Source organism: Paraburkholderia caledonica (assembly GCF_000383275.1).
GTDB classification, from domain to species: Bacteria; Pseudomonadota; Gammaproteobacteria; order Burkholderiales; family Burkholderiaceae; genus Paraburkholderia; species Paraburkholderia caledonica.
On record NZ_KB911034.1, the window covers coordinates 1,045,650 to 1,059,024 of the forward strand.

9 protein-coding genes are annotated in these 13,375 nt (G+C 63.5%); 8 read left to right on the forward strand and 1 reads right to left on the reverse strand.

Annotated features, from left to right (window positions below):
• Positions 1-315: 315 nt before the first annotated feature.
• Entirely contained in the window at positions 316-1,710 is a 1,395-nt protein-coding gene (locus H281_RS0104855) for a transposase (protein ID WP_020065950.1), read from the forward strand.
• A 107-nt stretch (positions 1,711-1,817) separates the two neighbouring features.
• On the opposite strand, the gene H281_RS0104860 is transcribed toward H281_RS0104855, so the two are convergent.
• Positions 1,818-3,407 (reverse strand): mannose-1-phosphate guanylyltransferase/mannose-6-phosphate isomerase, encoded by a 1,590-nt coding sequence (locus tag H281_RS0104860; protein WP_020065951.1) that lies wholly within the window; start codon positions 3,405-3,407, stop codon positions 1,818-1,820.
• A gap of 670 nt (positions 3,408-4,077) precedes the next feature.
• On the opposite strand from H281_RS0104860, the gene H281_RS0104865 reads away from it, so the two are divergent.
• The 7 genes from H281_RS0104865 (at position 4,078) to H281_RS0104895 (ending at position 13,375) form a co-directional block, all read left to right on the forward strand.
• Positions 4,078-5,475, forward strand: coding sequence for an undecaprenyl-phosphate glucose phosphotransferase (locus tag H281_RS0104865; RefSeq protein ID WP_020065952.1), 1,398 nt, complete (start codon positions 4,078-4,080; stop codon positions 5,473-5,475).
• 29 nt (positions 5,476-5,504) lie between these two features.
• Positions 5,505-6,953, forward strand: a complete 1,449-nt coding sequence (locus H281_RS0104870) for a UDP-glucose dehydrogenase family protein (RefSeq protein WP_020065953.1) — start codon at positions 5,505-5,507, stop codon at positions 6,951-6,953.
• A gap of 56 nt (positions 6,954-7,009) precedes the next feature.
• Positions 7,010-7,465, forward strand: a complete 456-nt coding sequence (locus H281_RS0104875; RefSeq protein WP_020065954.1) for an arsenate reductase/protein-tyrosine-phosphatase family protein — start codon at positions 7,010-7,012, stop codon at positions 7,463-7,465.
• Entirely contained in the window at positions 7,459-8,730 is a 1,272-nt protein-coding gene (locus H281_RS0104880; RefSeq protein WP_020065955.1) for a polysaccharide biosynthesis/export family protein, read from the forward strand. The genes H281_RS0104875 and H281_RS0104880 overlap by 7 nt, the downstream gene beginning before the upstream one ends.
• A 194-nt stretch (positions 8,731-8,924) precedes the next feature.
• The gene (locus H281_RS0104885; protein WP_020065956.1) at positions 8,925-11,123 is read left to right on the forward strand and encodes a polysaccharide biosynthesis tyrosine autokinase; all 2,199 of its coding nucleotides are present in this window, start codon (positions 8,925-8,927) and stop codon (positions 11,121-11,123) included.
• Positions 11,124-11,180: 57 nt separating this feature from the next.
• Positions 11,181-12,113, forward strand: coding sequence for a glycosyltransferase family 2 protein (locus H281_RS0104890; RefSeq protein ID WP_027804294.1), 933 nt, complete (start codon positions 11,181-11,183; stop codon positions 12,111-12,113).
• Positions 12,114-12,190: 77 nt separating this feature from the next.
• The gene (locus tag H281_RS0104895) at positions 12,191-13,375 is read left to right on the forward strand and encodes a glycosyltransferase (protein ID WP_020065958.1); all 1,185 of its coding nucleotides are present in this window, start codon (positions 12,191-12,193) and stop codon (positions 13,373-13,375) included.

Consider the following 13,375-nt stretch of genomic DNA (forward strand, 5'->3'; position numbering starts at 1 on the left):
AAGCATTTCCGTTACGGCTTGACGTGAAAAGACGGAATGCGCAAGAGAAGTTTGTTTCTATCCGTAACACTTGTCGCAACGATATTCACGCAAACCCTGGTGGTGGTATGCTTCGTGCACAATTCTCCCATGCACGAGTGAGACCACGTTCTGTGCTTCGCAATAGGGACAAACCGCACTAACACAGGGCGGTATTGATCACCAGACAGAAGTACAAAACATATTTGTGCAACCGAGGGCTACACACGGATCGTGAAAGTTGAATCCGTGGTCAGCCCAAAGCCGCGGCCCGGCCAGGCTGCGTGGAGAAAATCCATGTTTTTCGATGAGCTAAGCAATGACGAATGGGCGCTGCTCTCAGCGCTTGTCTCAGATGAGCCGGCCGTCCGTCTGAACCGACGCGGGCGGCCTCGTGCCGATCCACGTGTCGTGGCGAATGCAGTGTTGTGGATCCTCACCACCGGTGAGCCGTGGTCGAAGCTGCCGGGACGGTATCCGTCGGGTCCTACTTGCCGGCGCCGCTTTGAAGAATGGCAGTTGAACGGCACGCTGCTCGAGATGGTTCGGCTCCTGTCCAGGACCGGACGCACGTTCGCGTACGTGCCTCAACCTGCGCCGCTGGTTGCCGCAAAGCCTGCGGGCAAGCCGGCCGCGCAGGTCGCGGAAACCTCGAGATCGCGCGACGACGCTCCGCGCGGTGTGACGTGGAAGAGCCCCGAGTCCTGGCAGGCGCCCGGCACGAGCGGCAACGGCGCGAATGCTCTGCACGCGGCGCTTCCGTCTCACGCGCGCGACTGGCGTTGCGCCGATCCATTTGCCGACATCACACGTCAGCTGGCTGGTATCGACAATGTCGCGCCAACCGAACAGTCCGCACCGCATACGCCGTATGCACCGCCGGCAGTAGCACGCGCACCGGCCTTTCCGACGCCTTCGGTCGCCTATGCGCCGCGCCCTGCGCTGCGCGTGGACCTCGGCGCGATAGGCGAAGCCGGTGCAGTCGGCGCCGCCATGCAGGGTCTGGATTCGGCAATTGCGTCGGCGCGAAAAATGCCCGCGGCAGCGTTGCAGCGCAGCCCGCTGCCGGCAAGTCTCGCACCGCGGGGCCGGCAAGTTGCTGAGCGGCATGGCTACCTGATCTACGTTGCCGCCGAGCGTGTGCCCAACGATATGTATCGCGCATGGGCGGAGATCATGATGGACGGCAGGCGCGTCGAGCGTTCCGGTCTCGTCGGTCCGCGTTTCGCCGATCCCCAGGCCGCCGAGCAGTATGCGTTCGAGTGGGCGGCGCAGTGGGTCGATCGCGAGTGCCGTACGCTGGCCGCAGCGCAAGCCGCGCCCCAGGTCCGCGCGCCGCAACAGCATGCAACGCCAATGCAAACGCACAAGCCAGGTTATGCGCCGAATGGACCGGCCACTCATGCGCCGTATGCCGGGGCGCCGGCGCGTCCGTTGCCTGGGCTGCGTCATGTGCCGGAGCCGGTCGCCGCGCATCATGGCGCGCCGTTGCATGGTCCGCTGAATGCGTTTCGCGGACCGCTGCGGCGTTATGCGAGCGAACCGTCCGCCGTGACTACGTCAGTCCCGGCGAATATTGCAAACGCGGTGAATGCGGTGAATGCTGCCGACGCGGCAGCACATGTAGTCACCGAACGCGAAGCAGCAGAGCGTTATCCGTCATACACAGAACTCATCTCCCACGCGGGATGAGCACGCAGTACCCCGCGGCTGTCGGAGCAACCGCCGCAGGTTTCCGCTTCATTCGCTGTGATTCAAGGCTGTGCCTGCAAGTGACTTCGCGTACGTGATCCAGTACTTTACTGGCGTCCGTAGGTGTCGTCGAAGCGCACGATATCGTCTTCGCCGAGATACGAACCGGATTGCACCTCGATCATTTCGAGCGGCATCTTGCCGGGATTCTCAAGACGGTGCGTGACACCTAGCGGGATATACGCCGATTCGTTTTCGGAGACGATAAAGCGCTCTTCACCTCGCGTGACGAGCGCGGTGCCGCGCACGACAATCCAATGTTCGGCGCGGTGATGATGCATTTGCAGCGAGAGGCGAGCGCCCGGCTTCACGACGATACGCTTGACCTGGAAGCGCTCGCCGGAGTCGACGGAATCGTAGTTGCCCCACGGGCGATGCACCTTGCGATGGTTGGCTGCTTCGAGGCCGCCCTCGCTGCGAATACGCGCCACGATCTTCTTGACGTCCTGCACACGCGATTTATCCGCGACGAGAATGGCGTCGGCCGTTTCGACTACGACCAGATCCTGCGTGCCCACGCAGGCAATCAGGCGTCCTTCCGAATGGGCAAACGTGGAAGATGCGCCTTCGAACATCACACGCCCGCGGCCGACATTCTGCTCGGCGTCTTTCTCGGAGATGTCCCAGATCGCGTCCCATGAGCCCACGTCCGACCAGCCCGCATTCAAAGGCATGACAACGCCCGCGGCCGCGGTCTGATCGTTGCCGAGCTGCTCCATCACTGCATAGTCGATCGAGTTGGACGGCGACGCGCTGAACGCATCGCGCTGCAGCCGGAAGAAATCGCCATCTGATTTGCCGCCCGCATAAGCCGCGTCGCATGCTTCGTAAATGGCGGGCTGAAAGTGGCGGATCGCCTTCAGCCAGGTCGACGCGCGCATGATGAAAATGCCGCTGTTCCACCAGTATTCACGCGATTCGACGTAGCGCTGCGCAAGTTCGAGATGCGGCTTTTCGACAAAGCGGTCGAGCTTGTGTGCGGCGATCGGAGCGTCGGCGTCGGCGGCATCCCATGCGGCATCTTGCGCGGCATTGTCTGCCCTCGTTTCATCAGGATTGCCAGGTGTAGCGACAGGCGCGCCGATGCGGATATAGCCATAGCCCGTTTCCGCACGAGTCGGCACGATGCCCATCGTGACGATATTGCCCGCCGCTGCATGCTGCACGCCTGCGGCGACCGCTGCATGAAATCCGTCGAGGTCGGTGACCGCATGATCCGCGGGCATCACGACCATGATGCCGTCCTCGTCCTGCGCGGCGATTGAAAGCGCGGCCACGGTCAATGCAGGTGCCGTATCGCGGCCCACGGGTTCGAGTATCAGCCTGCTTGGTTTGCCGCTCGTGCGCAACTGCTCGGCGGTCGTGAAGCGCTGTTCCTCGTTGGCCACCACGACGAGTTGGCCGGTCAGCGGATAACCGGCCTCGAGGCCGTCGAGACGGCGCGTGGTGGATTGCAGCAGCGAATCATCGCCGAGCAGGCCGATCAACTGTTTCGGGTGCTGTTCGCGCGACATCGGCCACAACCTCGTGCCGGAGCCGCCCGCCAGAATCACGGGATGGACCTTCAGTTTGACGTGCGTGGACGTCGCTTGCGTGGACCGGGTGTCGGCGGACGTGGCCGTAACCGGAGCTGTCATGATGGACTCCTCGGGGCTGGGTGAATGCATCGAGTTTTATCACGAAGGACGAAATCAATAAAAGCGCGTTAAATTAAAACTATATAAACGAGGCTATAAATTCGACGTCTCGTGAACAAAGAATGTCACCGCCGCGGTTCCAAAAATAAAAATTAAGCGCAAAAAACTGACGACGTATTTTTTTAACGCCGATGGATGAGCGGGACCAATCTATCGAGCCGGCAGGGCACGAAGAAAAAACTTCGGCTGCAGAACGCCAAAACGGGCGCACGGGCGCCTCAAAACACCGTGATAACGCATCTTTTCCGGTAAAAAGTGCCGAATAAATTGCGCCAAAAATGCAGGAATTTCGACCGATACATTTTGAGATTTTTGCAGCCTTGCGAAGCGAATTTTAATAACGCTTTATCTATACCTGCAGAAGGACATTCACTCATTCCGAGACACGTTTTTCGCTGCGGCCGCGTATCCGGTTTAGCCATGCGGGAAACGGAACTGCAATTAGCACCGCTTCAACTCGTTTCGCGTCGGGCAATTTTTCGCCAACGCGATGACCGGCGTTGGGCGTGCTCTTGCGGGAATGACCTGGCCGCGTATTTCGAACCCTTTCGAACCCACCAGCCGACTAACCGACGGGATGGCACTTGACTGACGAACTGAGGGGCAGCACATGCTGAGCGTTCTATCGAGAATCATCGACATCGCGATGGTTGCGCTCGGCGCCGCGATCGCGGCGGCCGTGCACAACGGGAAAGTGGTGTGGCTGGACGATATGCAAAGCGTGTCGCTCGCTTTCGATGTCCTGCTCGTCGTGGTGTTCTTTCCGGCGCTCGGCATCTACCAGTCATGGCGCGGCAAGCCGCTGTACGACCTGCTGTGCCGCGTCGCGGGCGGCTGGGCGATGGTGGAAGTCACCGGCGTGCTCATCAGTTTCACGCTGCATCGCGCGGACAGTCTGTCGCGGCTGTGGCTCGTGTATTGGGCGGTCGCCACCATCGTGCTGCTGATCGTCACGAAGGTAATCGTCTATTCGATTCTGCGCGGACTGCGCCGCGAAGGTTTCAACCAGCGCGCGGTGGCGATCGTGGGCGGCGCGCCGTATGGGCGCTTCCTGATCCAGCAGATGCGCAGCCGTCCGGACGCGGGCTTTAGCCCCGTCGTCGTATTCGACGAAGACGCCACCGTGAACCCGTACGAAGACCCGGATACGTCCGACGCGATCGAAGGCGTGCCCGTCGAGCGGGACTATCAGCGCATGATCGAGCTCGTCCGGCAGCGCGCGATTCGCGAGTTGTGGCTCGCACTGCCGATCTCGAAGGAGAAGGAGATCCATCGCTTCGTGATGGATCTGCGCAACGACTTCGTGAATATCCGCTTCATTCCCGATGTGCGCAGCCTGACTCTTTTCAATCAGCCGATGGTCGAGTTGCTCGGCGTGCCGGCGATCAATCTGGCGGCGTCGCCGATCACCGATTTGCGCGTGCTGCCCAAGCGCATCTTCGACCGGCTCTTTGCGCTCGCCGCCTTGACCGCGCTCGCTCCGGTGATGCTCGTGATCGCGGCGATGGTCAAGCTCAGTTCGCCGGGCCCCGTGTTCTTCCGCCAGAAGCGTAAGGGCATCGACGGACACGAGTTCGAGATTTACAAATTCCGTTCGATGAAAGTGCACAAGGAAGAGGCCGGCAGGATCACTCAGGCGACGCGACGCGATCCGCGTATCACCGCGGTGGGTGCGTTCCTGCGCCGCACGAGCCTCGACGAACTGCCGCAGTTCATCAACGTGCTGCGCGGCGAGATGTCGGTGGTCGGGCCGCGTCCGCACGCGCTCGAACACGACGACATCTACAAGGATCTGGTAAAGGGTTACATGCACCGCTACCGGATCAAGCCGGGCATCACCGGTTGGGCGCAGATCAACGGCTATCGCGGCGAAACCGACCGCATCGAAAAGATGATGGGCCGCGTCAAGCTCGATCTCTACTACATGCAGCACTGGACCTTCTGGCTCGACATCAAGATCGTCGTGCTGACGCTGTGGAAGGGCTTTGTCGGCAACAACGCATATTGAACCAACTCCAATTTCCTGCGAGGTAATACATGAACCTGACGATCATCGGTAGTGGCTACGTAGGCCTCGTAACGGGCGCATGTCTGGCCGACATCGGCCACGACGTCTTCTGTCTCGACGTCGATCAGCGCAAGATCGACGTGCTCAACAACGGCGGCGTGCCGATCCATGAACCGGGTCTGCAGGAGATCATCGCGCGCAATCGCAAGGCGGGCCGCCTCACGTTCTCGACCGATGTCGAAGCGGCGGTCGCGCACGGCGACATCCAGTTCATCGCGGTCGGCACGCCGTCCGACGAAGACGGCTCCGCCGATCTGCAATACGTACTCGCCGCCGCGCGCAATATCGGCCGCCATATGACCGGCTTCAAGGTGATCGTCGACAAGTCGACGGTGCCGGTCGGCACGGCGTCGCGCGTGCGCGAAGCGATTGCGCAAGAGCTCGAGACGCGTGGACTGAGCCACATGTTCTCGGTCGTATCGAACCCCGAGTTTCTGAAGGAAGGCGCGGCGGTCGAAGACTTCACGCGGCCCGACCGCATCGTGCTGGGTTGCGATGAGGACGTGCCCGGCGAGAAGGCGCGCGAACTGATGAAGCGCCTCTATGCGCCGTTCAACCGCAACCGCGAACGCACGCTCTACATGGACGTGCGCTCGGCGGAATTCACCAAATACGCGGCGAATGCAATGCTCGCCACGCGGATCTCGTACATGAACGAACTCGCGAATCTGGCCGATCGTGTGGGCGCCGATATCGAGGCCGTGCGTCGCGGCATCGGCTCCGACCCGCGCATCGGCTACGACTTCCTGTATGCAGGCTGCGGCTACGGCGGTTCGTGCTTTCCGAAAGACGTGCAGGCGTTGATCCGCACGGCCGCCGACCACAACGCCAACCTGCGCATTCTCGAAGCGGTGGAAGCCGTCAACGATACGCAGAAGAAGGTGCTTGCGCAGAAGATCGTCGCGCGCCTCGGCGAGGACCTGTCGGACCGCACGTTCGCCGTGTGGGGTCTCGCGTTCAAGCCGAATACCGACGACATGCGCGAAGCGCCCAGCCGTCCGCTGATCGCCGAGCTGCTGCGCCGCGGCGCGCGCGTGAAAGCGTATGACCCGGTCGCAATCGACGAATCGAAGCGCGTATTCGCGCTCGATCTGAAGGACGTGCCGCAGCAGCACGCACGCCTTCATTTCGCCAACGAAGAGATGGAAGCTGCCGACGGCGCCGACGCGCTCGTAATTCTCACCGAGTGGAAGGTCTTCAAGAGCCCGGACTTCGACGCGCTGAAAACGATCCTGAAGACGCCGCTCATTTTCGACGGCCGCAACCTGTATGAACCGGACACGCTACTCGAACTCGGCATCGAGTATCACGCAATCGGCCGTCAGCATGCGTTGCGCAATGCGCCCGCGAGAGTCGGCGCAAACGGCCTGCCGCTCACGCCGGCGGACGCGCTCGCGGCAGCGGAGGCGGGCCACTAGGCCGGCTGGCAGGCCGCTCGCTGCTGCATCGCCGCGCATCTTCACGGAGCCCCGACATGTTCGCCAATGTTCTGATCGTCTGTCACGCCAACGTGTGCCGTTCGCCCGCCGCCGAAATGCTGTTCAAGGCACGCCAGGCCGCGCGCTCGCATGCGTCGGCGGGGGCGATCGCGTTTCATTCGGCGGGCGTGCGGGCGATGAACGGTCACGGCATGGACCCGGTCATGCGGCGGCTGCTCGCCGAGCGCGGCGTTGCGTCCGACGCACATTATTCGCGTCGTCTTGACCGGCAGCTCGTGCGGTCCGCCGACCTCGTGCTCGTGAGCGAGCGCGCGCAGGCGAGCGAAGTCGAAGCTCTCGATCCGGCTTCGCGCGGCAAGGTCTTCCCGCTCGGCAAGTGGGAAGACATGCCCGACGTCGCCGATCCGCACGGCGGCGAGGAATCCGCTTACAGGGAGAGTCTCGAGCTCATCGAACACCTGGTCATGGGATGGCTGAAAAAAATATGCTGATGAAAACACACGCTACACAAGCTGCATACGCTACACGCGCATTCGCGAACCGCAACGCTAACTTCAAAGCGAACCTCAGAGCGAACCTCAGAGCCAGGTTCGCCGCCACGCTGCTGCTGACGTCCTTTCTGTCGGCCTGCGCCACCGCACCGGGCAATTATCTCGACACGTCGCGTCTGAAAGACGACGGCCAGCACGAGAGCCAGCCCGCGGAAACCTATCCGGTCCATGTGATCGACGCTACCGTCGTCGCTGCGCAAGCGCAGGCCGAAGCCAGCATGCCGCCGCGCCCGCTGCCTACGTCGACCTTCAGCGATCCGTCGCAATACGTCTACCGGCTTTCGCCGCAGGACATTCTCGGCATCACCGTGTGGGATCACCCTGAACTGACCACGCCGCAGGGCAGCACGCTGTCGGCGGGCGGCACCAGCACGCAGACCATCGCCGGCGCGTTGCAGCAGCCGTACACGGCCGCGCTGCCGGGCCAGGCCGATCCGTACGGCCAGACCATCGCCGCCGACGGCACCATCTATTTCCCGTTCGTCGGCCGCATCCGGGCTGCGGGCAAAACCGTCGGCGAACTGCGCGATCAGCTCGCGACCGGACTCGTGCGCTATATCCGCAATCCACAGGTCGACGTGCGCGTGCTGTCGTACCGCGGCCAGAAAGTGCAGGTCACGGGCGAGGTGAAGACGCCGGGCCCGCTCGCGGTGAGCGACGTGCCGCTCACGCTGGTCGATGCGCTGACGCGCTCGGGCGGCACGACTGCCGACGCCGATATCCAGCGCGTGCGCCTCACGCGCAACAGCAAGCTCTATGTGCTCGACGCGAACCGCATGCTGGATGCGGGCGACACCACGCAGAACGTGATGCTGCAAAACGGCGACGTGATCAACGTGCCGGACCGCAGCAACAGCCGCATCTTCGTGATGGGCGAGGTGAAGACACCGATCCAGTTGCCGATGCTCAAGGGCCGTCTGACGATTGCCGACGCGCTCACGCAAGCGGGCGGCATTCTCGACACGGACGCCAATCCGCGCCAGATCTTCGTTATGCGAGGCATGCGCGAGCATCCGACCACACCGGACGTGTACCGCCTCGATATGACGCAGCCCGACGCGATCATGCTGTCCGCGCAGTTCCAGTTGCAGCCGATGGACGTCGTATATGTGGGCACCGCCGCATCGACCACGTTCAACCGTGTGTTGCAGCAGGTGTTGCCGAGCGTGCAGACGCTGTTCTACCTGAAGCAGCTCACACGCTAGGCGCGTGAGTCGCCAGGGGTCCCGCGCCGCGCCATCGTCCGGTGGCTGCGGCGCGGGACTGGGGCAAAGGCAGCTAGCACCCGCGAAACAACAGATAAGCCAACGCCGAAGCAGATGCACGCAAGCAACCGCGACAGCAACCGCAGAAGCAACCGATACGGGATCGAATCGTGAGCAATCAAATCTCTCCACACATGACCGGACCGCTCAGGACCGAAGAAGAGGACGTCGTTCTCGGGCAACTGGTGCAAGTGATCCTCGACGACATCTGGTGGCTGATCGCAATCGCCGCGGCGGTCGTCGCGATTGCCGGTGCGTACTGTGTGCTCGCCAAGCCGATTTATTCGGCCGATGCGCACGTACGCGTCGAGCAGGCCGACAACACGTCGCAGGCGCTCACGCAGACGCAGACCGGCGCCGCGATCACGAGCGGCTCGACCTCGCTGCCGACAGACGCCGAGATCGAGATCATCAAAAGCCGCGGCGTCGTCGGTCCTGTGGTCGAGCAGATGAAGCTGAACTTCAGCGTCACGCCGAAGACGCTGCCGCTTCTCGGCAGCATTGCCGCCCGCATGGCGACGCCAGGCCAGCCGGCGCGGCCATGGCTCGGCCTGTCGTCGTATGCGTGGGGCGGTGAAGTGGCCGACATCGATTCGATCGACGTGCTGCCCGCACTCGAAGGCCAGAAGCTCACCATGAAGGCGCTCGGCGGTGACCGTTACGAACTGCATGCGGAAAACGGCGCGCTCTTGCTGCGCGGACAAGTCGGCCAGCAGGCGCAGGGCGGCGGCGTGACGATGCTGGTGAACAAGCTGGTCGCGCGTCCGGGCGAGGAATTCACCGTGGTCCGCGCGAACGATCTCGACGCGATCAGCGCGTTCCAGTCCGCAATCAGCGTGCAGGAGCAGGGCAAGCAAACCGGCGTGATCCAGATTTCGCTGGAGGACAAGAACCCCGAGCATGCCGCGCTCGTCGCCAATGCGCTCGCGCAGTCATATGTGCGCCAGCATGTTTCCAACAAGCAGGCCGACGCGAGCAAGATGCTCGACTTCCTGAAGAGCGAGGAGCCGCGCCTGAAGTCGGACCTGGAGCGCGCCGAAGCCGCGTTGACCGCGTATCAGCGCCAGTCCGGCTCGATCAATGCGAGCGAAGAAGCGAAGGTGTATCTCGAAGGCAGCGTGCAGTACGAGCAGCAGATCGCCGGCTTGCGTCTGCAGATGGCGCAGCTCATCGAGCGTTACGGCGACGACCATCCGATGCTCAAGGCGGCGCGCGAGCAAATGGCCGAGTTGCAGGCGCAGCGCGCGAAATACGCTGATCGCTTTCGCGATCTGCCGGCTACCGAAGTGAAAGCCGTGCAGTTGCAGCGCGACGCGAAAGTGGCGGAAGACATCTACGTGCTGCTGCTCAATCGCGTGCAGGAGCTTTCGGTGCAGAAGGCCGGCACGGGCGGCAACGTGCATATCGTCGACGCCGCGCTGCGCCCCGGCGCGCCGGTCAAGCCGAAGAAGGCGCTGATCCTGTCGGCGGCGACGATCCTCGGGCTGATCGCGGGGACCGGCTTCGTGTTCCTGCGCCGCAATATGTTCAAGGGCATCGACGACCCGGAGCACATCGAGCGCGCATTCCATCTGCCGGTGTTCGGGCTCGTGCCGATGAGCGCCGAGCAGACGCTGCTCGAAAACGGCTTCCAGCGCGGCGGCGAGCGCCTGCGCTCGGTGCTCGCCAACGCGCGGCCGAAGGACGTCACGGTCGAGAGCTTGCGCAGCCTGCGCACGTCGATGCAATTCACGATGATGGACGCGAAGAACCGCATCGTCATGCTCACGGGCCCGATGGCCGGCGTCGGCAAGAGCTTCCTCACGGTCAACCTGGCGGTGCTGCTCGCGCATTCGGGCAAGCGCGTGCTGATGATCGACGGCGACATGCGCCGCGGCGTCCTCGAACGCTTCCTGGGCGGCACGCAGGACAACGGGCTGTCGGAGCTGCTGAGCGGCCAGATCTCGCTGGAGGAGGCGATCCGTGCGTCGGAGATCGAGAACCTGAGCTTCATTTCGTGCGGGCGCCGTCCGCCCAATCCGTCCGAGCTGCTGATGTCGCCGCGTCTGCCGCAATACCTCGACGGTCTCGCGAAACGCTACGACGTGATCCTGGTCGACACGCCGCCGGTGCTCGCGGTGACCGACGCGTCGATCATTGGCGCGTATGCCGGTTCGACCTTCTTCGTGATGCGTTCGGGCATGCACAGCGAGGGCGAGATTACCGACGCGTTGAAGCGTCTGCGGGCAGCGGGCGTGCACGTGCAGGGCGGCATCTTCAACGGCATGCCGGCGCGGGCTCGCGGCGGCTACGACCGCAGCTATGCGGCCGTCCAGGAATATCTGAGCACCTGATCGGGCAGGAGTACACCGACGATGAAACACACAGGACATCGCAACAAGGACATCGCAATGAAAGTGACGGTACTGGTTCCGACTTACCGCCGCCCGGCCGACCTCGCGCGCTGCCTCGCGGCGCTGCAACGGCAGTCGCGCGCGCCCGATGAAGTCGTGGTGGTGGCGCGCGCCGACGACGAGGCGACCCATATGTGTCTGCGCGATCCGGCGGTCACCGGCATGCTGCCGGTCTCAGTCGCGCTCGTCGAAGCACCCGGCCAGGTCGCGGCGCTCAATCGCGGACTCGACGCGGCCAACGGCGACGTAATCGCGATTACCGACGACGACGCCGCGCCTCATCCCGACTGGGTGCAGCGCATTGCAGCCGCATTCGAGAGCGACGCCCGGCTCGGCGCGCTCGGCGGGCGCGACTGGGTGCACGAAAAAGGCCGCGTGCTGGACGGCGAGCGGCCACTGGTCGGCAAGGTCACGGCGCACGGCAAGATCATCGGCAACCATCACCTCGGCGTGGGCAGCGCGCGCGAAGTCGACATTCTGAAGGGCGCCAACATGAGCTACCGGCGCGACGCGGTGCGCAACATCCGCTTTGACGCACGGCTGCGCGGCGCGGGCGCGCAGGTTCACAACGACATGGCGTTCAGCCTCGCGGTGAAGAACGCCGGCTGGAAGCTGATGTACGACCCGCGCGTCGCGGTCGATCATTTTCCCGCCGAACGTTTCGACGACGACCGCCGCGATGCGCAAACCATGGCCGCGTTGCGCAATGCCGCGTTCAATTTCCATCTGATCCTGCGCGACCAGTTGCCGCCGTTGCGCCGCGAAACCGCGTGGTGGTGGTGGACGCTCGTCGGCACACGCGTCTATCCGGGGCTCACGCATGCGGCGCTCGCGCTCGTGTCGAAACAGGCGCGCCTGAAGCTCTCGCGCTGGCGCGCGGTGCGTACCGGCGCGCACGAAGCGCGGCGCGCGCTGTCGCGCACCGCCTGAGCGGGGCGGCCAATGCAACGGGCGCGAGCAGCACGCAGCGCCTCACACGCTGCAGCATCGGCAAAGGGAGTGTCTGCATGAGTACGAAGGTCCACGTTCATCTGTTTTACGGCGCCGATCCGCGTTTCTATCGACCGGGCGACAACATCGGTTGCCTGTACGGCTATCACCACGCCGAATCGGACGCGTTCGCGCTGACCTATTCACAGGACGCTCGCGAAGGTAAGCCGATGCGGCTCATTCGACGCGCGCTGAAGGCAGTGCTTGGTTTCGACTTCATCCATACGTGGCGCAATCGCGCGGAAATGTTGCGCTCCGATGTGATCTGGACGCACACCGAACAGGAATGGCTGTCAGCCGCGTTGATGCTCCTGCTGAGCGGCCGCAAGGCCGGCGCGGACTCATCGCCGCTTCTGCTCGCGCAAAGCGTGTGGCTGCTCGACAAATGGCCTTCGTATGGAATCGTGCGTAAGTGGCTCTATCGCAAGCTGATGGCTCGCGCCGATCAGCTGACCACGCTCGCGAGTGAAAACGCTGCGCTATGCAAGCGCTATTTCAATCGCGACGCGAAGCCGCTTCTCTACGGTCTGAACACGCGCGACTTTCCGGTTAAGGCGCCGATCGAATGGAAGCCGCATTCGCCGATCCGCATTGCCGCGATCGGCAACGACCGCGACCGTGACTGGGACACGCTCATCAGGGCATTCGGCAACGACGCGCGCTACACGGTGAAGCTCGCCACGCGCCGTCGCATTCCCGCGTCGCTGCGCGCGCCGAACGTGGAAATCGCGCTGTTCTCGGGCATCAGAAAACAGCACGAACTGTATGACTGGGCCGATGTGATCGTCGTGCCGTTGCGGCCGAACACGCACGCGTCGGGTATTACCGTGATGCTGGAGGCGGCGGCGGTCGGCAAGCCGATGGTCGTGACCGACGTCGGCGCCTTGCAGGATTATTTCCCGGCCGGCGAGGCCGCGTACATTCCGCCGTTCAATCCGTCTGCGTTGCGCGATGCGGTTGACCGGCTCGCCGCCGCGCCCATGGAAGCATTGCGCCAGGCGCAGGCAGCGGCTGCCGGCCTGCTGTCGCGCGATCTGACCACGCAGCACTACGCGATGCAGCATGTGCGGATCACGCAGGAGATGCTACGCGCTCGCGGCGCCGCGGCACGCGGCCGCGCGGTGCCTTCTGCCGACGCGGACAAGGCGGTGGGCGCTCATGCTCAACGCAGCACCGCGCAAGAATCGCGCGGAGGCCTCTAA